Raw genomic sequence first — 25,352 nt, 5'->3', positions numbered from 1 at the left:
AGAGATACGAATCAGTCATGTTTAAAATGGTGGCCGCCATCACGGGGTCACGAGACATCAGCCGATTGACGCATATGAACAGCGACATCTCTTTTCCATCGCATCGTGAAAACCGGTTCTACCAGGGGATGGCTGCGACCTTCGTCGCCAACGCGCTTCAGGCGGTCAATTTTCTCGGTGATCGCTTCCTGAGACAATCGCATCATGCGTTGTCGGACATCGAGGATCTCTACCGGCACTCGATGGACAGCGCCTTTTCGGTGACCGAGGCCTTCCTCGTCACGGGGGCGCCACATGCTTCCGCCTATTACCCGCGCGACTTCGCCTGGTTTTATCCCGACGTTCTCGATCCCGAAACCATCATGGATTCGCAGGACGCAGTGCGCCGGGCGCGCCTGCTCGAAAAGAGCGTTCGCCTCCTGCTGGAGGCGGTTCGCGCCGACGTGGTCACGACGACCATCGTCCCTGCGGGACGTGGGCGGTACCTCGGCGTGAATTATTTCTCGCGGCCCTCGGACACGCTGCTCGGCATTCTCGCCGGTCTCCAGCAGATGATAGGTGCCGACGACAGGGCGTCTTCCTATCTGGCGATGTCGCAATGCGCACATGCCGGCCGCCTGTTGCTGGCCGAGTATGGCGCAGACCTGAAGCGAGCGATCCTCCGGCTTGCGAGCGAACTGGAGCCATTTGACACTGATGGCACCAGGTATTTGCTATGCGATGCCGGCGGGCCTCGCTCTGCGGCAACGGATACGCGGGCCGAGCGCAGGCGCTTCGTCACCAACGCCTGCGTCTACACGACGTTCGTGTGGGGCGTGCAGCTCGGGATCGTCGACGACAACGAACTGAAGCGGCTGCTCGGTCGCGACCTTGCGCAGTACAAGAGGGATCTGCTCCGTTTGTTCGGCAAGGACGGCTATATCAGGCATTCGCTTGACGGCCCGGCGGGCGCACCGGTGTCCTTGGTGGCCCTGGATTTCGTCAGCGTGCACCGCGGCTTCTGGGACATGAACGATGCTAGCGAGCGGGCGCTGTTTGCGGCTACGACGGATCTGATCATCGCCGAGCCGCGATTTCGCATCCCCAGCACGTTCCACTTCCTGGTGTCCGCGGACAATCCACGGAACAAGATGATCCACAAGATCGCGGCGCCGGCCTATCAGGGGCGTTCGTCGTGGCCGACGTTCAATGTCGAATTCGCGGATCGGATGCTGGATTTTGATGAAGCCTCAGGGAGCGATACCTATCGGGCTTGCGCGCAGGGGATATTGAAGGACATTCGGACCGCGACCGAGGTCCATGGCGGCTATCAGGAGCTGATCTCGGAGCAGGGCCTGAAGTATCGCACCTGGGCGTATAAGGGCGCCGTGGCGCACTCCTGGTTTCCGCGCTTCCTGTCGGTCTGGAGGAGGGCGTATGGAACGCCGCTCCTCCAGTGGAATGATTGATCCGCGGGCTACCCCGCCGTCACGTCCACCAGCTCGCCGCCCTCCAGCACCTTGGCCGCCTTGGCGCGGTCGAGATCGCCTTCCCAGGCGGCGACCACCACCGTCGCCACGCAATTGCCGACGAGGTTGCCGACCGCGCGGGCCATGCCGATGAACCAATCGACCGACAACACCAGCACGAGGCCGATGGCGGGAATGCTCGGCACCGCGTTGAGCGTCGCGGCCAGGATCACGATCGCCGAGCCCGGCACGCCGTGCGCGCCCTTCGACGTGATCAGCGAGACGCCGAGCACCAGCAGGAGGTCGCCGAAGGACAGCGGCGTGTTGGTCGCCTGCGCGATGAAGACGACGGCGAGCGTCAGGTAGATCGAGAAAGCGTCGAGGTTGAAGGAATAGCCGGTCGGGATGACGAGGCCGACGACGGAATCCTTCACGCCCATCCGCTCCAGTTTCTTCATGATCTGCGGCAGCACGGCATCGGAGGACGCGGTCGCGAGCACGATGGTCAGCTCTTCGCGCAAGTAAGCGAGGAATTTGAGGATGTTGATTCCGGCGAGCGCCATCACGCCGCCGAGCACGCCCAGCACGAAGATGCCGACCGAGACGTAGAACAGCATCACCAGCGAAACGAGCTGCTTCAGCGAGCCGACACCGTATTTGCCGACGGTATAGGCGACCGCGCCGAGCACGCCGAGCGGCGCGACCCGCACGATCAGCCCCATGACCCGAAACAGCACGGTGGAGGCTGCGTCGATGATCGATGTGACCAGCGCGCCCTTCTCGCCGCCGACGAGCGCAAGGCCGACACCGAACAGGACCGCGAAGAACAGCACCTGGAGCACGTCGTTGCGCGACAGCGCATCGAACGAGGTGCTGGGGATCACGTTCATCAGGAAGGCGCCGATGCCGCCGCCGGACAGCTTGTGGGCGTTGTCGGCATAGGTGTTGAGCGCCTTGGCGTCGAGCGTCGAGGGATCGATGTTCATGCCGTGGCCGGGGCCGAAGAGATAGGCGAGCAGCAGGCCGACCACGAGGGCGACCGTCGTCATCACCTCGAAATAGACCAGCGCCTTGACGCCGACCCGGCCGACCTTCTTGAGGTCGCCGGCGCCGGCAATGCCGTGCACGACGACGCAGAACACGATCGGGGCCACGATCATCGAGATCAGCTTCAGGAAGGCATCGCTGAGGATCTTGAGCCCGATGGCGAAGTCCGGAACGGCCATCCCCAGGATGACGCCAAGCACCAGCGCGGCGAGAACCTGGACGAACAGCGAGGTGTAGAGCGGCTTCGGCTCGGCGGTAGGTGCCGCGGTGATGGTCGACATGGTGGACTCCCCCGGTTTGACGCGTCTTGGATGTCAAAAAGGAGCAACAACCGTGCCAGATTGTCGCGGCTTGGTCCTGGAAGTCATCCAGGGCGCCGCAAAATCCAAGGATTCCTGCGCGCGCTCTTCCGTTTGCAAGTCGGCATCGCAACAGCTATGTCCCGGCTTTCGCAAGAGCCTGATATGACAATCTCGAATGAGAACGATCTGATCTGCCTGAAAGAGGTCGGGCGTATCGTCGCCAATGCCCTTGAGGCGATGGGGAAGGCCCTCGAGCCCGGCATGACTACCGCGGAACTCGACCGGATCGGACGAGAGCTCCTTGAGGCCGCCGGAGCGCGTTCGGCGCCGGAACTGGCCTATGCCTTTCCTGGCGCAACCTGTATCAGCGTGAACGAAGAGATCGCTCATGGCATCCCGGGTGCCCGGCGGATCGAGCGTGGCGACCTCGTCAACATCGACGTCTCGGCCGAGAAGAGCGGCTTCTTTGCCGATACGGGAGCCTCGTTCGCCGTTCCGCCCGCGACCCGTTCGATCGAACGTCTTTGCAGGGATGGTCGGCGGGCGATGTGGACGGGCCTGCGGCAGGTTGGAGCCGGCAAGCCGATTGCCGGCATCGGTCAAGCCATCGGGACGTTTGCGCGGAAAAACGGCTACATGCTCGTCAAGAACCTAGCCAGTCACGGTGTCGGCTTGTCGCTCCACGAGGAGCCGACGGAGATCGCGACATGGCCCGATCGCTCCGAGCGCCGCATCATGAGCGATGGCCTGGTGTTCACCGTCGAGCCGTTCCTGTCGCTTGGCGCGGAGTGGGCCGAGAACGGTGATGACGATCCATGGACGCTCTACAGCAGCCCCGAGGCGCCTACCGTTCAGTACGAGCACACGGTTGTCGCAACCCGAAATGGACCTTTGATCGTTACCTTGGCGGGTTGAGGTCGTCCCCGCGACGCGCCGTCAGCGGGAACGCAAGAGATTATTCTTCAGGCGATCATGCGGAGCTATTGCGCGGACAGTCTCGTCACGCCACGAGATCCAGTAGCCGGCACGATCCGCGCACCAGCACCTTGCGTCCGGTTGGCGTCATCGAAGGTACGCCGTCATTGACAACAACGAGACCGAGCTTGACGAGACCTTCGACGAGATAGGCCTTCGAGAGGCGACCATTCGACACGGGGTTGCGAAGCGCTTTCAGCGCTTCCCATTGGTCCGGCGAAAGATCGAAGTCGATGTCGTTGCTCATGTTGCCTCAAGCGATAGTCCAAGTTCGCGAGCCTCTGTTAGCGGCGCCGCATGAACACCATGCGACGACAATGAGTCGGGAATTCGGTAAGCTGTTTAGAACCTCTCTTCACGAATTGCCGCACTTCATTGCGCCACAACAGTTAAGATCGTTCGCGCACGAAAATCGTCCCGGTCTCCGATCACTAATTGATGATGTGCGCTTGATCGTGCGGCGAGAGTTACCGCAGTGCACGGGAAGCATCACTGTCCCATTGCGCGTCGCGATATGCACAGAAATCGTGAAGCGAGGGCGATTGGACTCTGACTGGACTCTGCTACGTTGATTCGCAGGGGATTGGCTTCACACGACAGGAGTGTGAGTGCATGAATAGGCTGATGGCAATTCGCAGTCAGGAATTCCTCTGCCGAGAGCGCGCGGCGCTGGATTCGGAGCGACGGGCGTTCTGGCTCGCGCAGGCCCAGGAATGGGAGCAGCGCGCGCTCGACGAAATTGCGCATCACTTTCGGGAGTGCAACCTCGTCCAGGCCGAGCTGACTGCCGCCTGACGCCGGCGGCGGACGTGATTGCCGTCTACTGATAAGTCGCCACGATGTCGGACACGGCGCGTTCGAGCTGCTGTGCGGTGGCGCATTGGCGCACGACAGTGCAGAAGGTCGCGTAGCGCGGCATCTCGGAATCACCGAAGCCCCAGGCGAGCCGTCCTTCGGGATTGAGCCAGACCACGCGCTTCGAGCGTTCGGAGATGCGGCGCAGGATGTCGGCGCGCGGGTCGAGATTGTTGCTGCGGGCGTCACCGAGCACGATCACCGTGGTCTGCGGCGTCAGCGTGCTCATGAACCCCTTCTCGAAATCGACGAGCGAAGAGCCGTAGTCGGATGAGCCGAAGCCGACCTTGGACATGATCTCGGCCATCGCCTCTTCCGGCGACTTCTTCTCCAGGATCTCGCTGACCTCGATCAGATGCGAGGAGAAGGCGAAGGAGTGGACGTCGTCGACCACCTCGTGCAGCGAGTGGATCAGGAGCAGGAAGAAATCGGAGACCTGCGCGACCGAGCCTGAGACGTCGCAGATTGCGACGATCTTCGGCCGGTCGCGGTGCTTGCGCTTCCACGCGGTGAGGAAGGGCACGCCGCCCCAGGCCGCGTTGCGGCGCAGTGTGCGGCGGACGTCGAGATGGCCGCGGCGCTGACGCTTGCGCGGCTTCGAGTAGCGCTCGCGCAGGCGCCGCGCGATCTGGCGGATGAGGGCGCGCATCTCCGCGACCTGGCGCCGCTCGATGCGGGCGAGAGGCGCGTTGCGCAGGATCTCGTTGCGGAGGTTTTCGGCCTCCTCGCGGGCATAAAGCGCAAGGCCTTGCGAGACCGTGTCGCGGACTGCTTCTCGCAACGCGTCCAGCGCGCCGCGCAGACGCTCGGCCAGCGACGGATTGGTCGCGGTGAGCGCGTCGAGATCGTCGCGCAGGCGCTGAAGGCCCATGGCGTCGAGGATGCGGCTGGAAAAGATCCCGCGCTGAGTCGAATAGCGGATGTCGGACAGCGAAGCCGCGCCGGAAGCGCTGGCGATCGCGGCTGCGATCGCGTTGCGATCCTGCGACAGCAGCATCTGCGCAAGCGGGCCTAATCCTTCGGAAGGCTGGCCTTCGCCTGCTTCACTGGCCGAGCCGGGCGAGGGGGTTTGATCCGCGTCCTGCGATGCGTCGTCGTTGTCGTCGGCCTCGGGTTGATCCTGCCGCGGCTCTGGTTGGCTGAAGAAGAGATCAAAGCAGTCGCCGAGGGCGAGCTTCTCGTCCTGCGACTTGGCGAGCGTCAGGAGCAGCGCATCGCGCAGGATGGCCCGGTCGGAAAAGCCGACCTGGTTGACTGCGCGCATCGCATCGATGCTTTCGGCGGGCGAGACATGCACGCCGGCACCGCGCGCCGCTCGAAAGAAACGATGGAGATTCTCGCGCATCGGCGTCAACCGAAGACGTTGGACCGTGCCGCCTTGGCAATGAAGGTCGTAACTTGCGGCGTTGCTGCCTCGATGTCGGCCTCGTACTTCAGGAGCACATTGAGCGTGTCCTTGACGATGTCCGTATCGAGCTCCGAGGCCTGAAGTAGAACCAGAACGCGCGCCCAGTCGATGGTCTCACTGACCGAAGGCAGCTTCTTCAGGTCGAGCGAGCGGATCTCGTGGATGAAGCCGACCATCTGCCGGCGCAGCGCCTGCGAGATGCCGGAGACGCGGCTCTCGACGATGCGTTCTTCGAGTCGCTGCTCGGGGAAGCCGATATGCAGATGCAGGCAGCGCCGCTTCAGGGCGTCGCCGAGGTCACGCTCGCTGTTCGAGGTGAGGATCACCGTCGGCGGCGTGATCGCCGCGACCGTGCCGAGCTCCGGGATCGTGACCTGGAAATCGGAGAGGATTTCCAGCAGCAGCGATTCGAATTCAGCGTCGGACTTGTCGATCTCGTCGATCAGCAGCACGCAGCCGCCCGGCTGCTCCAGCGCCTGGAGCAGCGGCCGCGGCTCGACGAACTCCTTGGAGAAGAACACGTCGCCGAAATCATGGAGCTGCTCGAGCGCGGCATGCAGCGTCTGCGCGCCGCCGAGGACTTCGCCGAGCTTGTCCTTGAGGATCTGGGTGTAGAGAAGCTGTTTTGCGTATTTCCACTCGTAGAGCGCCTTGGCCTCGTCGAGGCCCTCGTAACACTGCAGGCGGATCATCTTCATGCCGCGCCAGGCAGCAATGGCCTTGGCAAGCTCGGTCTTGCCGACGCCCGCAGGGCCCTCGACCAGGATCGGTTTCTCGATCTGCTGCGACAAATAGACGGCGGTCGCGATCTGCCGGCTCGCGATATAGCCCTGCGCGGCGAGGCCGCTCTCCACTGCCTCGATCGAGGTCGAGGCCTTCTGTTCAGCCACGAAAGGGCGCTCCCAAAGGTCTTGCTTGGGGCTTGTTCTGCCTGCGTTCCCGGCAAAGAACAAGCCTCGTTTGGGACGGCCTGACCCGCGCTGAACGTCGCTTTTTCCGTTCAGCGCAAATACTTAAGCGATGGCTGATCGTGCGGTCAGTGCCGCAGCTCCGGCTTGCGGATGGTCTGCCGGACTTCCGCGCCGCAGTCCGCGCATTCATAAACGAAGTCGATCCTGGCAAGGCCCCAATGCGGTTCGACCTCGCGGACGTACATCGGCAGGAACCCCATGCAGGCGGGACAAATTACAGGCGCGATTTCGATGTCCTGATGATGCTGTACATAAGCTGGCATCTCGGCTCTCCTTCGCAGGCGACCACCAAACCCCGCGAAAAGGCTACTGCCGGAACGCGCCGGTGCCGTCATCAACTCTTTCGAACAGAGGCGGAACGGCAGGCGTTTGTCGTTCGCTGTGACATTCTTGTTACGTCTCTGTACTGTAACGGGCCGACCGAATTCCTATTTCACAGGCCGATCCGTTTTCCACGGACCTTCACTGCAACGATAAGGGAGCAACGCCCATGACGCATGCCATTCGCTTTCACAAGACCGGCGGTCCTGAAGTCCTGGTCTGGGAGGAAGTCAGTGTCGGCAAGCCCGGGCCGGGCGAGGCGCGCATTCGCCACACGGCGGTCGGCCTCAACTTCGTCGACATCTACAACCGCTCCGGTGTGTATCCGGTGCAATTGCCGAGCGGCCTTGGCAGTGAGGGTGCCGGCGTCGTCGAGGAAGTCGGGGCCGGTGTCACCGATTTGAAGCCCGGTGATCGCGTTGCCTACGGCGCCTCGCCGCTCGGAGCCTATTCCGAGGCGCGGCTGATCCCGGCCGACCGGCTGTTGAAGCTGCCCGACGGTGTCGATGACAAGACCGCGGCGGCCATGATGCTGAAGGGGCTCACCACGCAATATCTGATCCGGCAGACCTATCGCGTGAAGGCCGGCGACACCATCCTGCTCCATGCCGCGGCCGGCGGCGTTGGTCTCATCTTGAGCCAGTGGGCAAAACATCTCGGCGCGACGGTGATCGGCACCGTCAGCAGCGACGAGAAGGCAAAGCTCGCCAAGGCACATGGCTGCGATCATGTGATCATCTATACGCGCGAGGATTTCGTGAAGCGCGTCGACGAGATCACGGGCGGCAAGAAGGTGCCGGTGGTCTATGATTCCGTCGGCAAGGATACGTTCCTGAAGTCGCTGGATTGTCTTGCGCCGCTCGGTGTTGCCGCGCTGTTCGGTGCGTCCTCCGGCGCTGTCGAGCCGCTCAACCTCGGTCTGCTCGCGCAGAAGGGCTCGCTCTACGTCACCCGTCCGACGCTGTTCACCTACGCTGCCAAGCGCGAGGCCCTGGTCGCGATGGCGAACGAGCTGTTCGACGTCGTGAAGTCCGGCGCGGTCAAGATCGAGGTGCACCAGACCTACCCACTGAAGGATGCCGCCAAAGCGCATGCCGATCTCGCTGCGCGCAAGACCACGGGATCAACCGTTCTCACGGTGTGATCTCCGGCCGGGCAGTGAAGTGACGCAGCCCGCTTGGGCCTGCGTCACGTCTTCTCGTGCTTGCGCAGGTCGCGGGCGTGATCGAGGCGGATGGCCTGGAGGTCGACTTCTTCCGGCGGAACCTGGGGGAGGGCGGCCTCGGTCAGGATGGCCTCGGTCACGTCCTCCACCGCATTCTCCGCGATTTCGTGGATGAACGAGATGTTTCGATATTCACCCGAAGCGACGCGGGAGATGACCTCGCGCCTTGTGATTTCGGGATCGACGACCGCCTCGCGTCCGCGCCGCCCATAGTCGATCATCACGACGAAATACTGCATGAAACGATCCTGCCGCGCCCCGTAGCCGGGAGCGCGGCAGAGTATTTCCGAAAAACAGAATTAAGTCAAGGGTGATTTCCAAAAATCGGAAATCGACGCCTATTTGCTCTTCTTGCGAGGGCGTGCCGACTTGGCGCGCAGCCGCTCGAGTTGGCCCTTGGGCATGGACAGGCAGATCTCGCCGACCCACTCGAGCTTGACGCCGACGATCGGCTTGGCGTTGAAGCTGTTGAGATTGACGACGGAGGGAGTTTTCCCGCGTTCGATGGTCTTCAAATAGCGTTCACCGGTCTTTAGCCGGACCACGGCCTCTTCACCGTAGAAGCTCGACAGCGGATGGCGCTGGTCCTTGTAGACGACGATCACGTCGCCGCTCTCGTATTTGGGCAGCATCGAATCGCCAACGATCTCGAAGGCGACGGTCTCTTCCATGATCGGGAACGGCAGCGCGATATCGCCGAGGCCTTCCGGGGGAACCTGTTCATAATCGGGCTCGATCACAGCGCCGGCCCCGACGCGGCCCATGATCGGCGCGAGATTGAGCTCAAGATATTCCATGATCGGAATGATTTCGGACGCCTTCACCAGGCGTTCGCCGCCCAGGATCTCCGACACCGCGCCGGGCCGCACGCCCATGGCCGCCGCCAGGCCGCCCTTGCTCTTGCCCGTCTTCTCCAGGCCCCGCTCGATCATTGCAACGTCCAACATGGTGATTCCCTCGATTGCCCATCGTCCCGCCTCTTGTAATCCGAAATTCGGAATTGATGCAATTATGAATATCAGAATTGTCGCTTGACAGTTGCTTCGGAATACCGGAATGTAGGATCCGCCTCGCGATCGAACGATCGGAGGAGGCGCATCACAGGACAGCAGCATGGAACCGGGTCATTGGCCGTCGGAGCACTCCGACGCGCTTCGCGACTATTTTCTCAAGGGAATGTCTTATGCGGAGATCGGAAGACAGATAAACGGAAGGTTTGGAACGGCTTACACACGCAACGCGGTGGCCGGCCGCGCCAAGCGGCTTGGACTCGCGGCGCCGGCGCGGATGACGAGTCCATCGATCGTGCCGTCCTTGCCGTCAGGAGCCTGTCTCATCGGGCCGCCCCGTGCGGCGGTGCCGAACCTGAACTTGCCACCGAAATCCGCAATGAAACCCGCGCGGGTCAAGTTGCGCTGTGTCGGCGTCCAGCCCCGCCTGGTCGCGCTAGGCGAACTCGGGCGCGACGACTGCCGCTATCCCTATGGTGGCGACAAGGACGGGGAGGGGATCGCCTTCTGCGGCCATCCGCGCCAGCCGGGCTCCAGCTATTGCACGCCGCATGCTCGCCTGACGCGAAGGTCTGAGGCCGCGTCCGCTCGCGCCGCCGGTCCCGTCGTCCTGAGGCTGATCTCTGCTGCCTGACGAGACCGCTATCCGTTCAATTTTGCGAGGAGTATCCGAGTGGCAGGTGCACGACGCAACAAGTCCTACAGATTGACTGGAATCTACGATCGGCGATCGCGCGAGGTGCCGTTCAATGCAGAGGTGGCGGAGGTCGAGGTCGACAATCCGCTGGCGCTCGATGCCGGCGAAAAGATCGTCGCCGTCCGCTCGATCCGCGGCGATCCGCTCGGCCGGTTGCACGCGCATCACCAGATCGACGAGGCGCAATATCGCGGCGGGCGCGCCTTTCAGAGCGACTGGGAGAGGGCGGAGCGCGGGCCCCAGGCAGTGGACCCGACGCGCGAATATGTCGATGGCACGCGCTCGCGCGAGCCGGTCACCGAGGACCAGCGCCAGGCTGTGCTGCGCCTCAACCGGGTCGAGCGCGAACTCGGTACCGATGGCGCCGCGCTGGTGCACGACGTCCTGGTGCTGGGGCTGACCATGGATCAGATCGGGGAGCGGCGCGCTGTCCGTACCCAGCGCTGGAACGACTATTTCGCGCGGCGCTTTCGCGAATGCCTGGACCGGCTGGCGCTGATCTACGGCTTTGCGACGGAAGGCCGGGCTGGGCGCGCCAAGCAGCGTTGAGAGTCGTGGTGCGCCTGCGGGTCTCGCCGCAGGCGCGCCTGGGCCGCTTGTTACGGATGCGGCACGATCTGGTAAGGCGTCGTGTAGGGCTCGACACGGAGAGACGCGTTGGCCAAGAGCCCGATCTTCGCGGTCGGCGCCTGTTGCAATTCACCGTTCGGGCCGCGATGCACGTTGTACTGCCAGACCGTGAGATCGCCCTTCTGCGCCAGCGCGTGCGCAACCGCGCTCGCATCATTGCCGCCGAGCGCCTGGAGCTCCTCCGCCGACAATCCGACGACGATTTCGTCCTTGATGGTGACGATCTTGAACAGATTCATCCTGGTCTCCTGCGCCCATGCGCCTTGTATCGAGAAAGTGAGAAGCGCAATCGCGCCGCCCTTGATGAGATCGCAGCGGGAAAGCATGCTGTCGTCCTTTGGTGCTGAGGCGCGCCCGAATCGAGAAGTCCGTCAGCCATGGCGCCCGTGGTCCGCGTGGCCGCATCGCAACCGCTTGGTCGTTCAACCTTGAACGACGGTTCATTGGCGGAGATATCTTCGGACCGATGAACCCTGGTGCGGGGAACCGCGTCCATCAAGGGGGGCTTCACTGGCGGACGGATCAAGACGCTGCAGGCCGGCTGCGCGGCTCGACGTTCATTTCGCCGACGATACAACCGCCGAGGTCGGGCTCAACAATTACGTGTATACGCTGAAGAAACTTTAATCTGGCCTCGTTCACGCCGGAAACACGGCGAAACGCCGCACCGATTGACAGCGATCGAGGTCGTGTGCGTGAGTGATGCCGCTTCTTGACGCAGGTGGGTGACGACGGTTCATATTCCTGTTATCCGGAATTGCCGTGGTGCGATGCGGACGAAGCATCGCTAGGGCGACGGTTGGGCTTGCCGGAAGGGTTGTTTCTTGACATAATTGCAACCTGTTCTGTTGAGCCAGTATATGGTTCAGTGTGTTAACCCACCGGGTGCCCGGCCGAGATATCAGGGTCACCATGGCGTCCGGTCATGGTGTTCGGTTCTCGAGCGAGACCTCGACGTCTGATCACGAGGGCCGATGCTTGTCATAGGTGCGAGATGAAAAACCTCAATTTCGCGGCTGAACTGCACCTCAAGCTCGGCGCGCCTGCAAGCAGCACCGTTGAAAGTCTGCGCCTGCTTCGCGCGTTCCTGAAGCTCGGGCCTCGACAGCGTTTCGAGGTCATCAAGCTGGTCGAAGACCTCGGCGCCGAAGAAACCCTTCCCGAGCATCCCCTGTCCTGACCCCAGCCGCGCGCCGGCCGTACGCCTCGTCCCCCGTTTTCCGGCCGGAGCCGGACCGCCGGGCGACGTTTGTCCGCCAGGCTGCCGCTGGAATGCGATCCGGCAAGTGTGGTATTCAGTTGGGAAAAAGGGGAGGAGTATGACCATGATCGAACCGAAGCTCGAAGTCCCGGCCGAACTGCGCGACCTAGCCGAAAAGACGATCGATCAGGCGGAACAGGCATTCGGCATGTTTTTCGAAGCTGCCACCAAATCGATGACGTCGGTTCCCGGAGCGGGTACCGAAGTGTCCAAGCAGGCGCTCGCGTTCACCGAGCAGAACATGAAGTCGGCGTTCGAGCACGCGCGCAAGCTCGTGCATGCGACCGACCTTCAGGAAGCGATGCGAATCCAGTCCGACTTCCTGCGCAGCCAGTTCACCAGCGCCGGCGACCACATGCGCCAGATGACCGGCAGTTTCATGCAGCCCGGCAAGGGAAAGTCCTGAGTTCCGGTGTGCGCCGCGTGCCCGCAAATTGATCCTGCGTGACGCCGCGCTCAGCCGCAGCACGATCCCGGAAATTGCGAGAGATCGATGCGGGCGATGATCGACCGCAGCAGCTTGCGGGTCGCACGATAGAGATGCCGCGCGAATGCCGGTGTCCTCGCAGCTGGCTGGCCAAGGCCTGCCGTATCGAGATGTTTCGTACCGAGGCTTTCGATGGAGTGCGACACGTGCCTCTCCGGGATGGTGAGGCCCTTCCTATCGTCGCCAGTCTGGAGCTGCCTTGATCTGCCGCAAAGGGGGCCCGGCTAGTAGTCGCCGGGGTTCATGATCATCGGGCTTCTGGTGTCAGCCGGCGCGAGCGAGCTGCTGGCACTGTCACGCAAGAAGCGGTCGAGTGTCGCCTGGATCTTCTCCTTGACCGCTTCGGGACCGCGATCGCTCATCTCGGTGTGCTGAGCGCCGGTGTGGACGATGTCGATGCCGCGCGCTTTGGCCTCTTCAGGCGTCGGCAGCACGCCCGGGTCGGTCTGGAAATGCGGATCCTTGGAGCGGAACGACAGGATCTTCAGGTTGTCGCTGAGCACGAAGGGCACCCGCAGATTGTCGAGCGTGATCACCTTCGACACGATCTCCGGGTGCTGATGGGCGACATACATCGAGACGTCGCCACCGTTGGAATGGCCGACGAGGGTGATGTGGTCGTAGTCGGTGTTTTCCTGCCGTCGCTTCAGTTCGGCCAGGGCGAAAAGGATGTTGGCCTCGCAGCGGATATAGACCTCGCGCCGCCCGACATATTGCTGACCGACATGGGTCATCAACGGCGGATCGCTCGGCAGGTCCTGCTGGATGCTGGCAACGAGATAACCGCGCGCCGCGAGCACGTTGGCGAGGAAGGAATACTCGGTCGCCTTGACGGTGTTGCCGTTGCTGATGATGGCGAGCGGGAGCTTCCAGAGCCCGAGATTGGCCTTGGTCTCGTAGTCGCGCCGCACCGCGATCTCGACCGAGATCGGCCGTTGGCGCGAGGCATCGAACAGGGTCAAAATCTCATGTCGGATTGCGAACCGGCTGACCACGAAATACTGGCCGACGCCGAGCACGCAGAGAAAGGCCAGGATTGCAAACACCCTCTTCATGGTTCCGTCCCAATCACTTTCGACTGAAAATGGTCATTGCAAGCCCCCGGATCGAGCGATCGTGAGCAGGTTACGGGATTAAATTTAGGCAAGTCTGTGAGCAAGGCCGCAAAAGGGCCGCATGCCGGGTGTGCTCAAAGCGCGGCAGCTAGAGGCGGCCGCCCCTGCCGCGTTCGGGGCAGAGCCGGAATGCGCTCGAGAGGGTGAACAGGAAGCGTGGGCTGCGGCGCTCGTTGTCTGGGGCCCGGTAGCTCAAGGGGACGGCTACGCCGAGATCGGCTTGAAGATCATCCGGCAGAAAGAACCGCACGCCGGCTCCGGCCGATGTCAGCGACAGGCCGTCGCTCAGGCGGTAGCCGTCGTTCCAGACTGCGCCGGCGTCGCCAAAGGCGTAGAGCTGATAGCCGGTCCAGTAGCGGAAATTGAGCTTCTGGTCGAAGCGCAGCTCGAGCGAGCCGGCAAGACCGTTGTCGCCGCTGATTTCGGCCGCGCCATAGCCCCGGCCGAAAGCCGCGCCGCCGAGATAGAACTGCTGCGAAATGAACAGCGGCCGCGATGCCGTCTGGCTGGCGGCGGAGAGCTTGAGCGACCAGGCGTCGTTGAGGGTCTGGTAGCGCGTGAACCAGAGGTTCAGCACCGAGAAGTTCGACGCGGCGCCATCGCGCGACAAGAGATCGTCGTCGAAATGCGAGGCACCGAAGATGTCGAGACCCTGGCGGTAGGTGAGCGTCGCGAAATTGGTGCCGCCGAAGCGATCCTGGAGCCGGTAATCGGCGGTCAGGCTCGCGGTCCTGATGTGGTCGTTGTACCAGGGGCCGTAAAGATCGTGCTCGGACACGTTGCTGAAGGTCCCGGCCAAGGTCAGCGTCAACGCCGATGATTGCGACATGAAGGGCACGGTGCTTGCCCGCAGCTCGAACGCCTCTGTCGTGGTGATGTCGCTGTCGAGGCGGCGGGCGTCACCCGGCCGGACCGCGCTGTACAGGACGGAAGCGCCGAGGCGCACGCCGTCGACGCCGACGGGCGCGTCATAGGATAATCGCGCAAAGCCAAGCTCACGCGGGTCGTTGGCAATGGTCGACAGGTTGACCGCCAGCGTATCGCCGGGCGTGAGGTAGGAGTTGAAAGCGCCGGTCGCGTAGGTCTGCCACGGGCCGACCGACGATGAGCCCAGATTATCCACGCCGAACGACGAGAAGACGTGCCAGGTTTTCAAATGGACGATGAGGCGAAAGCGGCCGGTGGCACCGCCGATCTCCTCGAGCGCGGTGTCGGTGATCCGGATGCCCGGCCCGCTGTTGATGAGGAAGAGCTGACGCTCGAGCGTTGCCAGGCGCGACGGCTGCTCGGCGAGAACCGGCCCCAGCATCGGCCTCACGCCAAACTGCTCGGCGCCGTCGCCTTTCAGCTCGGCCTGCACGATGGCGCCTTCAATCACCTGGATCCGGACGCGACCGTCGGCGATGTCCTGCGGCGGCACGATCGCCCGGCTCAGATGAAAGCCGTCTGCGCGGTAGAGATCGCTGATCGCGCCGGCGATCGCGGCGAGGTCGGCTTGCGAGACCTTCTTGCCGAGATAGGACTGATAGGCTGCGGTGATGCGATCGCGGGGAATGGCTTGGGCGCCGCTGACATCGATCCCGCGCAACACGAATTGTGGTTTCGTATCCCCGCCTGTGTTGGGCCGGCCGACCGCCGGCAGCGTGACCGGAGGACGGCTCAGCGATTCCTGCTCGGTTTGGTTTTCAAAGTATTTCTCGGGCTGCCGCGGATCGAAGCCGGGCTGGTTCGCCTGTTGAGCGAACGCCTGCGAAATTCCCGTGAAAATCGGTGCCGCCAGCGCCAGTGCCATAAGGAGATGCCGCTTCTCAATGCGCGCAGCGAGCTGCTCACCGTAGTTTAACGGAGCGGTGCCCAGGAGCTGGTAAGAGTTCGTTAGCTGCATGATTTTTCTTAGTTTTTTATGGTCAATGATTGGTTAATGCAGCCACTGGACTTGCCGGTTCCCGCTAATTCTCTCTTGAGTGATTTCGGATACGCCTCAGGACTGGCTGCAATGCGGGACTGAGGATCGTGATGCTGGGCAGAGTTGGAATGCGGTGCGCCTTTGTGGCCGCGCTGATCCTTGGTACGGCCTCGTTCGCATCTGCCGCGGACGATGGCGTCTGGTCAGTCAGCAAGTCCTCGGGTGAGGTCTGGCTTGCCGCCAACGGCGCGCAGCCTGTGTCATTGACCCAGGAAGGGACGCTGAGGGCCGGTGATACCATTCGCACCGGACGCACCGGACGCGTGCTACTCGTCCGCGGCGAGGAATCGATTTTGATCTCCCCGAACTCGGTGGTCGGTTTGCCGGCCGAGAAGAAGGAAGGGCTCTCGACCACCATCATCCAGCAGGCGGGTTCGATCCTGCTCGAGGTCGAGAAGCGCAACGTCAAGCATTTCGAGGTCGAGACGCCGTATCTCGCCGCCGTGGTCAAGGGAACGCAATTCAGCGTCACCGTGAATGCTGGCAGCACCAAGGTCGGCGTGCTCCGCGGCCAGGTTGAAGTCTCCGACTTCAAGTCCGGACAGATCGCACAGGTCATGCCGGGACAGGCCGCCACCTCCTTTGAGCACGGCAAGCCCGGCCTCAGCCTGAGTGGTGCCGGCACCTTCAATCCGATCGAGCACGGCAAGCCGCGCGCCTCGACGATCGAGCGAGTCCCGGTGCCGAAATCGGGCCTGTCGGCACCGCGCAATGCGGCGAGTGGCCATGCGATCCATGCGCTCGGTCCGATCGACAAGGGGACCAAGGCGGCCGGCGCGCCGGCGCAATCGCATCAAGCGGCCGGCGGTCAGGCGCCCAAAGGCGGCGTCGTGCGCATCTCCAGTTCGCTCGGCGAGGTCAAGCTGAACGTCCACAAGGTCACGAACGGGCTCGCCCACGGCGCCGTGACAACGGGGCACGTGCGCAACGCGAACGCCAGCACCGGGACCGAGACGGTCTGGAGCGATACGAAGGCGAGCACGACGACCACGGCCGCCAACAGCTCCAACGTCACGGCGGTTACGGTGAGCAGCAGTGCACCCGCGGCCAGTGCCACGTCGACGTCGTCAAATACGACGACGACTGTTGCGACCACCTCTGGTTCGACCAGCGATGTGTCCGGCGGGAGCTCTGGGAGCGCAAGCAACGGGACTGGCGCGACCAGCAACGGAAGCGGTGGCACCGGCAATAATGGCAACAACGGCAACGGGAACAGCGGAAACGGGAATAACGGCAGCAACGGTAACGGCAATCATGGCCACCACTACGGTTGGTATTGGGGCAAAGGCCATCGCTAGGACCGTGTCGTCGGTATAGGGGGAGCGCCTGGCGGCAGGGACCGCCGGTGCAGGGGAGCAAAGTGAAACGTCATCGGCCGCATATTCTCGTCATGATCGCGCTTGCGGTCGTGCTGTCCACGGGGTGGCACGGCGCGCTTCGCAACGCGCTCACCGATCTGCGCTTCGCCTGGCAATCGCGTACGGCCAGCGGCAATGTCGTCGTGGTGGCCATCGACGCCCCCTCGATCGACCAGATCGGGATATGGCCCTGGCCGCGCCGGCTCCACGCGGAACTGCTGCACAGGCTCGAGGCGGCGGGGGCACAGGACGTCGCCTTCGACGTCGATTTCAGCACACCATCGGATCCGGCCTCAGACGAAGCCCTCGTCACCGCGCTTCGGGAGGTCGGCGGTTCGACGATCCTGCCCTCCTTCAAGCAGCCGACGCCGAATGGTGGCGCGGTTCACATCAATCGTCCACTGAAGCCGTTCAGCAACCAGTCGTGGCCGGCCGTCGTCAATGTTGCGATCGAGTCCGACGGCCTCGTGCGCCGCTATCCGGTCGGAGAGAAGCTTGGCGATGCCGTGATGCCGTCGATGGCCGTCGTGCTGGCCGGGCAGGATGCCAATCGGCGGCCACCCTTCCTGATCGATTTCGGCATTCGTGCGGCCTCCATCCCAAGTGTCTCCTATTTTGACGTGCTGCGCGGCGATGCGGCGACCTTGGACAAGCTGAGAGACAAGAAGATCATCGTCGGTGCTACCGCGCTCGAACTGGGCGACCGGTTCAGCGTTCCCAACGGCAAGATCGTCTCTGGGCCCGTCCTCCAGGCCCTGGGGGCGGAATCGATCCTCCAGAACCGGATGCTGCGCTGGACGTCCGATGTCGGCATGATCATTGGCTTGGGCCTGATCTGCCTGGCGATGATGTATTCGTGGCGCCGTTCCGCACCGGGCGTCCGTGTCACCATCCTCGTCGCCGCAGGAGCGGGCGTGGAACTTGCCGCTGCGCTCGTACAGGCAAGCTGGCCGCTCATCATCGACACGTCGCTGTTTCACATTGCGATCATTGCCTATCTGACGGCGATTGCACTCGACGAGATCGATTTCCGTAGTCTCCTGGGACGTATTGCCGAGAGCCGCTTTCATCGTATCGCGATGTCGCTCGGCGACGGTCTGATCTGCACCGACGAGGATCACCGGATCACGGTGTGGAATCCGGGCGCCAGTGCGATCTTCGGTTACATGCCGACCGAAATGATCGGGCGTCCGTTCGAAACGCTCTGTGCGGAGCCCGCCGGCGGTGGCGCAAAGGCATTTGCCATGCGCGATGCTGCACGCCAGGCGCTGTTGGTGCCCGGCGGTGCCGTCGTCGTCGAGTTTCAGGGGCGGCGGAAGAACGGCGAGACGTTCCCGGTCGAAGCGAGCTTTTCGGGCTGGCAGGGCACGGACGGCTTCCAGTACGGAGCGATCCTGCGCGACATCTCGGTCCGCAAGCGCGAAGCCGAACGCGTCAGGTATCTCGCCGAACATGACGCGTTGACCGGTCTTGCCAACCGCAACATGCTGCATGCAAGCCTCGCCAATCTGATCGCCGCGGCGGAGCGGCGATCGTCCGACGTCGCGCTGCTCGTGCTCGGGCTCGACGGCTTCCAGCAGATCAACGACATGCTTGGACATTCGGCCGGCGACCTCGTGCTGCGGGCCGTCGCGGAGCGCCTCCGGACCAAGGTCGGTGGCAAGGCGGTCGTAGCCCGGCTCAGCGGCGACGAGTTCGCCATCGCGCTTGATTGTACGGAGGCTGGCGAGCCGATTGTGGAGTTTGCCGAGCGGATCGCGCGCGCGTTCGAAGCGCCGCTCGCAACGGGCGCGCGCCAACATCGCGTCAGGATCAGCATCGGCGTCGCCGTCTATCCGGAAGGTGGGCGCAACGCCGACGACCTTCTCGGCAATGGTCATCTGGCGCTGAGCAAGGCAAAGATGACGCGGCGCGGCAGCCACGTGATCTTCGAGAGTGCGATCAGGCAGGAGCTGGAGAACCGGTTGACGCTAGAGAGCGAACTGGCGCTTGCCGCGGATCGCGGCGAGTTCGAACTGTTCTACCAGCCACAGGTTCGGCTGGTCGACGGCAGCCTGCTCGGGGCCGAAGCGCTCATCCGTTGGCGGCATCCCGCGCGCGGCTATGTCTCGCCCGGGGAATTCATGCCGGTGGTCAACACCTCGTCCCTGTCCGAGCGGATCGCGAACTGGGTGATGGAGACCGCCTGCCGGCAGGCGCGAGCCTGGGAATTGTCCGGAAACAGCGTGCGCGTCGCGATCAACCTCTCGCCGTCGCAGCTCGAGTCCGGCGACCTCGCGCATTCCGTTGCGGCGCTGCTTGCGGAGACGGGGCTCACGCCGTCGCTGCTCGAGCTCGAAGTCACCGAGGATATCCTGCTGCATGACGAAAGCCGCGTGCTCGACATGTTCGAGCGGATCCAGCAGCTCGGCGTCCGCGTTCTGTTCGACGATTTCGGCACGGGCTATGCGAGCCTGAGCTATCTGAAGAAGTTTCCGCTCGACGGGCTCAAGATCGACCGGTCGTTCGTGCTTGACCTGCTCGCCGATTCCGACGACGCCGCGATCGTCGGCTCGACCATCGGTCTCAGCAAGCAGCTCGGGCTCACTGTCGTGGCGGAGGGCATCGAGAACCGTGCCACGGCCGACTTCCTGGTCAGCATGGGATGCGAGGAAGGGCAGGGATATTTCTTCGGCCGGCCGATGCCCGCCGGGGCGTTCGAGAGGCAATTCCTGCCGGCTGAACTCGAAGCCGTCAGCGCGGCCTGAACCGCTTCAACTCCGATCGCTAGCGCCGGCGTGCAACTGCCACGCCAAAGAGGAAGGCGACGAACAGACTGGCCAAGGGCGCTTCGCGCGTGATTGCCGCGACGGTCGCGAGCGGCCGGCCGGGTTTTCGTGCTTCGTCGATTGCGGCCGTGAGGCGATCGACCGCGGCGTGCAGGCCGCCTGCCACCTCGCCAATGGTGCGGGACACGTCGGTTGCTGCGTCGATGGCACGCTCGGCCATGCCGGGCGGGGGATTGGGCTGCGGTATGTCCGTGCTCAAGATCGCGATCTCCGGAATTGGCGAAGAGATGGAGGCCGGCACCTTTGGCTATCCGCGCGTGCGCTCGTTTTGAACAGCGGGTCGAGAGACCTTGTGGCTATCCGCGACAGGCGCCGTTTTGAACGGCGGATGCCGGCCCTGTAAACAAAATGCGGCGTTCGGGAATTTGTTCCGGGCGCGCGAGCCCTTTCGTCCCGTAATCCCGGGAAACGACGGATGCGAATCTCTGTTAGGCTGGCGGAGGCTTGCTGATCTCAGGAGATTGCCGTGACCGATCGGATCATGACGGATCAAGGCCGGCGCATCGCCTTGCTCGGCGCGCCCATCGATATGGGCGCTTCGCAGCGCGGCACCTTGATGGGCCCCGCAGCGCTGCGCACCGCTGGCCTTGCGCCATTGCTCGAAAGCCTTGATTTCGAAGTCGTCGATTACGGCGATCTCTCAGTGGCGGAGGTCAGGGACCTCGCTGACAGGCCGCCCGAAAAGGCCAATCACTATCGCGAAATCCAGCGCTGGACGCGTCTGCTGAGCCGCAGAGGCCATGAGATCGCGCAGACCGGGGCGTTGCCGATCTTCCTCGGCGGCGATCACACATTGTCGATGGGCTCGGTGAATGCCATGGCGCGCCACTGGCAGGAGCGCGGACGCGAGCTGTTCGTGCTCTGGCTCGACGCCCATGCCGACTACAACACGCCCGAGACGACGATCACCGCCAACATGCACGGCATGTCGGCGGCGTTCTTGTGCGGCGAGCCGGGCCTCGACGGATTGCTCGGCGATGATCCGCGCGCCTCGATTGATCCCGACAGGCTGGACCTGTTCGGCGCGCGTTCGATCGACAAGCTCGAAAGGGAATTGATGCGCACACGCCGGATCAGGGTTGTCGACATGCGCCAGATCGACGAGTTCGGCGTCGCCGTGCTGATCCGGCGCGTCATCGAGCGCGTCAAGGCGTGCGATGGCGTGCTCCATGTCAGCTTCGATGTCGATTTCCTCGATCCGTGTGTGGCGCCGGGAGTCGGCACCACGGTGCCGGGCGGAGCGACCTATCGCGAGGCGCATCTGATCATGGAACTGCTTCATGACTCCGGCGTGGTCGGATCGGTCGACATCGTCGAGCTCAATCCGTTCCTGGACGAGCGCGGTCGCACCGCGCGCACTGCGGTCGAGCTGATCGGCAGCCTGTTCGGACAGCAGATCACCGACCGCCCGACGCCGAGTAACGCGATCGCTCCGGGCGAGTGAAACTGAGAGCTGTCTTGCATCGCGAAGAACGGAATGACTGTTGCGGCTGGCTGATCTAGACCAGTCCTGGTCGAAATCGCCTGTTTTTGAAATAGGTGCGGATTGCAAACACCCTTCGCGGAGGGTTTGATGCGGGTCGCGCTTCAGCCGAGGATCCGCAATGAGCAGCACGATCGACGCCGTCGGAAAATCCGCGAGAACAACACGCCGTCGCTTCCTGCAAGGCGGCACCGCGGTGGCGGGCGGCGCCGTTCTGGGTGCTGGTGCGTCGGCCGCGGCGGAGACGGACAACCTTCCGCCCAACATTCCCGAATGGATGAAGGCGCCGGGCGAGCCGATGGGAGCCCAGCCCTATGGCGCGCCGTCACCGTTCGAGAAGGGCGTCGTCAAGAACATCTCGAAGACGCTCAAGCAGTACATATCGGCCTCCAGCCGGACGCCATTGCAGGAGCTCGACGGCATCATCACGCCGAATGGACTGTTCTACGAGCGGCATCATGGCGGTGTTCCGACCATCGATCCGGCGCAGCATCGGTTAATGCTGCACGGCCTCGTCGAACGGCCCCTGATCTTCACGATGGACGATCTCAGGCGCTTCCCGTCGGAGTCGCGCATCCACTTCCTCGAATGCTCCGGCAATCCCGGTTACACCAAGCCCTATGGCAAGACGGCATCGGACCTCGTGGGTCTGGTGAGTTGCGCCGAATGGACCGGCGTGAGCCTGAAGCTGGTGCTCGAGGAGGCCGGATTGAAACCGGACGCCAAATGGGTCGTCGCCGAAGGCGCTGACGCCGCCGCGCTGACGCGCAGCATTCCGATCGAGAAGTGCCTCGAGGACGCCCTTCTGGTCTACAGCCAGAACGGCGAGCGGTTGCGTCCGCAGCAGGGCTATCCCTTGCGGCTGTTCCTGCCCGGCTTCGAAGGCAATATGAGCGTGAAGTGGCTGCGCCGCCTGCACGTGACCGCGGAGCCCACTTATTCGCGCGAAGAGACCTCGAAATACACCGATCTCTTGCCCGACGGCACGGCGCGCGAGTTTTCCTTCTACATGGAAGCGAAGTCGATCATTACGCGCCCCTCGGGCGGTCATCGCCTGAGCGCGCCTGGCTTCCACGAGATCACCGGCATCGCCTGGAGCGGACATGGCAAGATCAAGCGCGTCGAGGTGTCGGTCGATGACGGCAAGAGCTGGCAGGACGCGCGATTGCAGGAGCCGGTGTTGACGCGCGCCCTCACGCGCTTCCGCCTGCCTTGGCAATGGGACGGCAAGCCGGCCGTGATCCAGAGCCGAGCCGTCGACGAGACCGGCTATGTGCAGCCGACGCTGGCCGAACTGCTCGCGGTGCGCGGCGAGAACTATTTCTACCACAACAACGCGATCTGGCCCTGGCGCATCGCGGCCGACGGCGAGGTGATCAATGCGCTGGCGTGAGACCTGCGGCGTTGCCGTTGCAATCGCGCTGGGTGCCTTTGCGAGCGAAGCGCAGGCGCAAAGCCCTTATGGCATCGGTCGCCCTGCGACGGCTGCGGAGATCGCGGGCTGGAATATCGATGTCGGACGTGACGGCAGCAACCTGCCGAAGGGAGGCGGTTCGGTCAGCCATGGGCGCGAGGTGTTCGCCCAGCAATGTGCTTCCTGCCATGGCGATAAAGGCGAGGGTGGCTTGGGTGACCGGCTCGTCGGTGGGCAGGGCACGATCGGGACGGCCAAGCCGATCCGCACCGTCGGCAGCTATTGGCCTTATGCGCCGACGCTGTTCGATTATATCCGCCGCGCCATGCCGCAGAACGCGCCGCAGTCGCTGAGTGACGAGGACGTCTATGCGGTGTCCGCCTATATCCTGAACCTGAACGGGCTGGTGGGAGCCGATGCGACACTCGATGCCAAATCGCTTTCGGCAGTCAAAATGCCGAACCGCGACAGCTTCGTCGGCGATGCGCGCCCGGACGTGAAAAAGTGATCGTATCGGGACGATCAGTTCCGCGCAGTGGCTCGGAACTTGCTTAAGCGAAGCGCGGAACTCGCGGGATGCGTTTGAGTTAACCCGCGAGAGGAAACAGCACGGGTCCTTCGATGGCAACACATCGCTTCGCAAACTCCATGTCCTCGGCGCTTCGCCATCCCGGCGTGATCGCGCTGATCGTGGCCGGCTTGACGATTGCTGCGATGGTGATCGTCGATCATGGGCCGTGGAACCGCGCCAAGACGCAGCCGGCGCATGTTGCGATGTATGCAACGACGGGCGAGGCCGCACATGCCGCCGGCGCCAAGGTGCTTCCCACCGCACCGAAGTCGCCGGTCGAGCCGGAGCGGCCGGGGCCGAACACATCTCCGACCGTCAATCCCGTGACGCCGTAATACGGTCCATCAGCGTGCCGGCCGTGCTCGCGGCCTTCATCATCGTCGTCGCGTCGCAGATTTTGGCGTCGCAGATCTTGGCGCCGCAGATCTCGGCGTCGCTATCGCCGGTCCGGTCAGCCGATCGCGGATGAGCCGAGCAGAGCGAGGACGGCCAGCGCCATGATCGCGGTGCCGAGCCAGCCCAGCGCGACCAGCCGTGAGCGGGCCTTGAAGCGGCCCATGATCGCACGGCTCGAGACGATCAGCATCATCATGGCCATGACCGGCACGGCAACGATGCCGTTGAGCACCGCGCTCCATACCAGCATGTGTATCGAGTCGATGCCGGTGAAGCCGAGCCCGAAGCCGATGATGGTCGCGGCCGCGATGATGGTGTAGAAGCCGACCGCTTTTTCCGGCTTCGCCTCCAGCGTGGCGTGCCAGCCGAAAGTCTCCGCAACGGCGTAAGCCGCCGAGCCGGCCAGCACCGGGATCGCCAGAAGGCCGGTGCCGATGATGCCGAGCGCGAACAGCGCGAAGGTGAAGTCGCCGGCGAGCGGACGCAGCGCTTCGGCCGCTTCCGTCGCCGAGTTGATCCTGGTGATGCCATTGCCGTTCAGCACGGTCGCCGTGGTCAGGATGATGAAGAAGGCGATGCTGTTGGAAAGCAGCATGCCGACGATGGTGTCGGCCTTGATGCGCGCGATCTCGGGGGCGCCCCCGGTTGGAAGGTCGCGCAGCGGCTTGTCGCGCTTGCCCTGGTTCATCTCCTCGACCTCTTGCGAGGCCTGCCAGAAGAAGAGATAGGGGCTGATGGTGGTGCCGAGCACGGCGACGACCATCAGGAAATAGTCGGCGCTGATCGTCGCCTTCGGCCACACCGCGGCGAGCAACGCGGTGCCCCACGGGATCTTCACGGTGAAGGCGGTGGCGACATAGGCGAACAGCGTCAGCGTCAGGAATTTGAGCACCGGCGAATAGCGGCGATAGGGCACGAACACCTGGAGCAGGGTCGAGCCCGCCGCGAAGATCAGGGCGTGCTCGTGATTGAGCCCGCCGATGACCAGCGAGAGCGCCTCCGCCATCGCGGCGATGTCGGCGGCGATGTTGAAGGTGTTGGCGATGACGAGCAGCGAGACGAGCCCCAGCACGATCCAGCGCGGCGCGAGCTGCAGGACGTTGGCGGCGAGCCCCTTGCCGGTGACCCGGCCGATCCGGGCGCTGACGAGCTGAATCGCGATCATGAACGGCAGGGTCAGAAACACCGTCCAGAGCAGCCCGTAGCCGAATTGCGCACCCGCCTGCGAATAGGTGGCGATGCCCGACGGATCGTCGTCGGCTGCGCCGGTGATGAGCCCGGGCCCCAGCCGTTGCAGCAGCCCCGGCACGGACTTCGCCGAACCTTCGGCGCTGTCGTGCTTGGCGGCGTGCTGCTTCGATCGGTTTGACAGGGGCTGACCTTCCGGCTTCCGGAATTGCGAAGTGTGCTTCAAGCGCGTCATGGCCGCAAAGTTCCTGCGTCAGCCGGCGTCGCGCCGTCCGCTGACGCCAACGCCCCGTCATCCTTTGACACGTCGGGCAACACACTTGTAGAGTGATACCATCACAGAGATCGTCGAGCCCGCACCGTCACCGGTTGCGGGCTCTTCCTTTGCCTCCCGTT

General features: G+C 63.6%; 27 protein-coding genes. 14 read left to right on the top strand and 13 right to left on the bottom strand.

The features are described 5' to 3' along the window. Nucleotides 1-74: 74 nt before the first annotated feature. Nucleotides 75-1,448, top strand: a complete 1,374-nt coding sequence (locus tag ABIA90_RS34625) for a hypothetical protein (protein ID WP_354120499.1) — start codon at nucleotides 75-77, stop codon at nucleotides 1,446-1,448. Nucleotides 1,449-1,456: 8 nt separating this feature from the next. Here the strand turns inward: ABIA90_RS34625 and ABIA90_RS34620 are convergent, their stop codons facing one another. After that, on the bottom strand, nucleotides 1,457-2,776 hold the full coding sequence (locus tag ABIA90_RS34620) for a dicarboxylate/amino acid:cation symporter (RefSeq protein ID WP_063982032.1): 1,320 nt from the start codon (nucleotides 2,774-2,776) through the stop codon (nucleotides 1,457-1,459). A gap of 183 nt (nucleotides 2,777-2,959) precedes the next feature. Here ABIA90_RS34620 and map point away from each other — a divergent pair, with 183 nt between their 5' ends. Further along, nucleotides 2,960-3,712: a type I methionyl aminopeptidase gene (gene map, locus ABIA90_RS34615; RefSeq protein ID WP_354120500.1), complete on the top strand. Its 753-nt coding sequence runs from the start codon at nucleotides 2,960-2,962 to the stop codon at nucleotides 3,710-3,712. A gap of 85 nt (nucleotides 3,713-3,797) precedes the next feature. On the opposite strand, the gene ABIA90_RS34610 is transcribed toward map, so the two are convergent. Then, nucleotides 3,798-4,019: a hypothetical protein gene (locus tag ABIA90_RS34610; protein ID WP_028152899.1), complete on the bottom strand. Its 222-nt coding sequence runs from the start codon at nucleotides 4,017-4,019 to the stop codon at nucleotides 3,798-3,800. A 365-nt stretch (nucleotides 4,020-4,384) separates the two neighbouring features. Between ABIA90_RS34610 and ABIA90_RS34605 the strand changes: the two genes are divergently transcribed. Further along, nucleotides 4,385-4,567 carry a hypothetical protein gene (locus ABIA90_RS34605; RefSeq protein ID WP_028152900.1) on the top strand — a complete coding sequence of 61 codons (183 nt, stop codon included), beginning with the start codon at nucleotides 4,385-4,387 and terminating at the stop codon, nucleotides 4,565-4,567. A gap of 25 nt (nucleotides 4,568-4,592) precedes the next feature. Here ABIA90_RS34605 and ABIA90_RS34600 read toward each other — a convergent pair whose 3' ends face one another. From ABIA90_RS34600 to ABIA90_RS34590, 3 genes are all read right to left on the bottom strand, one after another. Next, the gene (locus ABIA90_RS34600; RefSeq protein WP_354120429.1) at nucleotides 4,593-5,972 is read right to left on the bottom strand and encodes a vWA domain-containing protein; all 1,380 of its coding nucleotides are present in this window, start codon (nucleotides 5,970-5,972) and stop codon (nucleotides 4,593-4,595) included. Between the two features lie 5 nt (nucleotides 5,973-5,977). Next, on the bottom strand, nucleotides 5,978-6,925 hold the full coding sequence (locus tag ABIA90_RS34595) for an AAA family ATPase (RefSeq protein ID WP_028156663.1): 948 nt from the start codon (nucleotides 6,923-6,925) through the stop codon (nucleotides 5,978-5,980). A gap of 146 nt (nucleotides 6,926-7,071) precedes the next feature. Next, complete coding sequence (locus tag ABIA90_RS34590; RefSeq protein WP_028152902.1) at nucleotides 7,072-7,269, bottom strand: hypothetical protein; 198 nt, start codon at nucleotides 7,267-7,269, stop codon at nucleotides 7,072-7,074. A gap of 227 nt (nucleotides 7,270-7,496) precedes the next feature. Here ABIA90_RS34590 and ABIA90_RS34585 point away from each other — a divergent pair, with 227 nt between their 5' ends. Further along, nucleotides 7,497-8,471: a quinone oxidoreductase family protein gene (locus ABIA90_RS34585; RefSeq protein ID WP_071911763.1), complete on the top strand. Its 975-nt coding sequence runs from the start codon at nucleotides 7,497-7,499 to the stop codon at nucleotides 8,469-8,471. A 44-nt stretch (nucleotides 8,472-8,515) separates the two neighbouring features. Here ABIA90_RS34585 and ABIA90_RS34580 read toward each other — a convergent pair whose 3' ends face one another. Together ABIA90_RS34580 and ABIA90_RS34575 are read right to left on the bottom strand one after the other, a co-directional pair. Then, nucleotides 8,516-8,791 carry a hypothetical protein gene (locus ABIA90_RS34580; protein ID WP_259256627.1) on the bottom strand — a complete coding sequence of 92 codons (276 nt, stop codon included), beginning with the start codon at nucleotides 8,789-8,791 and terminating at the stop codon, nucleotides 8,516-8,518. Between the two features lie 99 nt (nucleotides 8,792-8,890). Continuing rightward, nucleotides 8,891-9,499, bottom strand: coding sequence for a S24 family peptidase (locus tag ABIA90_RS34575; protein ID WP_028152904.1), 609 nt, complete (start codon nucleotides 9,497-9,499; stop codon nucleotides 8,891-8,893). A 166-nt stretch (nucleotides 9,500-9,665) separates the two neighbouring features. On the opposite strand from ABIA90_RS34575, the gene ABIA90_RS34570 reads away from it, so the two are divergent. Both ABIA90_RS34570 and ABIA90_RS34565 read left to right on the top strand, forming a co-directional pair. Beyond that, nucleotides 9,666-10,196, top strand: coding sequence for a GcrA family cell cycle regulator (locus tag ABIA90_RS34570; protein ID WP_354096637.1), 531 nt, complete (start codon nucleotides 9,666-9,668; stop codon nucleotides 10,194-10,196). Between the two features lie 39 nt (nucleotides 10,197-10,235). Further along, nucleotides 10,236-10,808, top strand: a complete 573-nt coding sequence (locus tag ABIA90_RS34565) for a hypothetical protein (protein WP_354120430.1) — start codon at nucleotides 10,236-10,238, stop codon at nucleotides 10,806-10,808. Nucleotides 10,809-10,858: 50 nt separating this feature from the next. Here ABIA90_RS34565 and ABIA90_RS34560 read toward each other — a convergent pair whose 3' ends face one another. Next, complete coding sequence (locus tag ABIA90_RS34560) at nucleotides 10,859-11,215, bottom strand: hypothetical protein (RefSeq protein ID WP_028152906.1); 357 nt, start codon at nucleotides 11,213-11,215, stop codon at nucleotides 10,859-10,861. Between the two features lie 668 nt (nucleotides 11,216-11,883). On the opposite strand from ABIA90_RS34560, the gene ABIA90_RS34555 reads away from it, so the two are divergent. Continuing rightward, complete coding sequence (locus ABIA90_RS34555; RefSeq protein WP_028152907.1) at nucleotides 11,884-12,069, top strand: hypothetical protein; 186 nt, start codon at nucleotides 11,884-11,886, stop codon at nucleotides 12,067-12,069. 145 nt (nucleotides 12,070-12,214) lie between these two features. Then, nucleotides 12,215-12,556: a phasin gene (locus tag ABIA90_RS34550; protein WP_014493705.1), complete on the top strand. Its 342-nt coding sequence runs from the start codon at nucleotides 12,215-12,217 to the stop codon at nucleotides 12,554-12,556. A gap of 50 nt (nucleotides 12,557-12,606) precedes the next feature. Here ABIA90_RS34550 and ABIA90_RS34545 read toward each other — a convergent pair whose 3' ends face one another. The 3 genes from ABIA90_RS34545 to ABIA90_RS34535 all read right to left on the bottom strand — a co-directional run bounded on the left by ABIA90_RS34545 (nucleotide 12,607) and on the right by ABIA90_RS34535 (nucleotide 15,637). Continuing rightward, entirely contained in the window at nucleotides 12,607-12,783 is a 177-nt protein-coding gene (locus tag ABIA90_RS34545) for a hypothetical protein (protein ID WP_354120431.1), read from the bottom strand. A gap of 78 nt (nucleotides 12,784-12,861) precedes the next feature. After that, on the bottom strand, nucleotides 12,862-13,692 hold the full coding sequence (locus ABIA90_RS34540; protein ID WP_354120432.1) for an alpha/beta fold hydrolase: 831 nt from the start codon (nucleotides 13,690-13,692) through the stop codon (nucleotides 12,862-12,864). A gap of 148 nt (nucleotides 13,693-13,840) precedes the next feature. Then, nucleotides 13,841-15,637 (bottom strand): ShlB/FhaC/HecB family hemolysin secretion/activation protein, encoded by a 1,797-nt coding sequence (locus ABIA90_RS34535; protein ID WP_354120433.1) that lies wholly within the window; start codon nucleotides 15,635-15,637, stop codon nucleotides 13,841-13,843. A gap of 131 nt (nucleotides 15,638-15,768) precedes the next feature. Between ABIA90_RS34535 and ABIA90_RS34530 the strand changes: the two genes are divergently transcribed. Both ABIA90_RS34530 and ABIA90_RS34525 read left to right on the top strand, forming a co-directional pair. Continuing rightward, nucleotides 15,769-17,016 (top strand): FecR domain-containing protein, encoded by a 1,248-nt coding sequence (locus ABIA90_RS34530; RefSeq protein ID WP_354120434.1) that lies wholly within the window; start codon nucleotides 15,769-15,771, stop codon nucleotides 17,014-17,016. 62 nt (nucleotides 17,017-17,078) lie between these two features. Next, complete coding sequence (locus tag ABIA90_RS34525) at nucleotides 17,079-19,823, top strand: EAL domain-containing protein (RefSeq protein ID WP_354120435.1); 2,745 nt, start codon at nucleotides 17,079-17,081, stop codon at nucleotides 19,821-19,823. 19 nt (nucleotides 19,824-19,842) lie between these two features. Here ABIA90_RS34525 and ABIA90_RS34520 read toward each other — a convergent pair whose 3' ends face one another. Further along, on the bottom strand, nucleotides 19,843-20,064 hold the full coding sequence (locus ABIA90_RS34520) for a hypothetical protein (protein ID WP_414643390.1): 222 nt from the start codon (nucleotides 20,062-20,064) through the stop codon (nucleotides 19,843-19,845). Between the two features lie 306 nt (nucleotides 20,065-20,370). On the opposite strand from ABIA90_RS34520, the gene rocF reads away from it, so the two are divergent. The 4 genes from rocF to ABIA90_RS34500 all read left to right on the top strand — a co-directional run bounded on the left by rocF (nucleotide 20,371) and on the right by ABIA90_RS34500 (nucleotide 23,707). Beyond that, nucleotides 20,371-21,348: an arginase gene (rocF, locus tag ABIA90_RS34515; RefSeq protein WP_354120436.1), complete on the top strand. Its 978-nt coding sequence runs from the start codon at nucleotides 20,371-20,373 to the stop codon at nucleotides 21,346-21,348. A 160-nt stretch (nucleotides 21,349-21,508) separates the two neighbouring features. Continuing rightward, nucleotides 21,509-22,780: a sulfite dehydrogenase gene (gene soxC, locus ABIA90_RS34510; protein ID WP_354120437.1), complete on the top strand. Its 1,272-nt coding sequence runs from the start codon at nucleotides 21,509-21,511 to the stop codon at nucleotides 22,778-22,780. Continuing rightward, nucleotides 22,767-23,309, top strand: coding sequence for a c-type cytochrome (locus ABIA90_RS34505; protein WP_354120438.1), 543 nt, complete (start codon nucleotides 22,767-22,769; stop codon nucleotides 23,307-23,309). Before soxC ends, ABIA90_RS34505 begins: the two co-directional genes overlap by 14 nt. A gap of 113 nt (nucleotides 23,310-23,422) precedes the next feature. After that, nucleotides 23,423-23,707, top strand: a complete 285-nt coding sequence (locus ABIA90_RS34500) for a hypothetical protein (protein WP_354120439.1) — start codon at nucleotides 23,423-23,425, stop codon at nucleotides 23,705-23,707. A 116-nt stretch (nucleotides 23,708-23,823) separates the two neighbouring features. Here ABIA90_RS34500 and ABIA90_RS34495 read toward each other — a convergent pair whose 3' ends face one another. Then, on the bottom strand, nucleotides 23,824-25,191 hold the full coding sequence (locus ABIA90_RS34495) for an NRAMP family divalent metal transporter (RefSeq protein ID WP_249807719.1): 1,368 nt from the start codon (nucleotides 25,189-25,191) through the stop codon (nucleotides 23,824-23,826). Nucleotides 25,192-25,352 lie beyond the last annotated feature (161 nt).

The organism is Bradyrhizobium sp. LA6.8 (assembly GCF_040547935.1).
GTDB lineage: Bacteria > Pseudomonadota > Alphaproteobacteria > Rhizobiales > Xanthobacteraceae > Bradyrhizobium > Bradyrhizobium barranii.
This window is presented reverse-complemented; position numbering and strand designations above follow the sequence as displayed.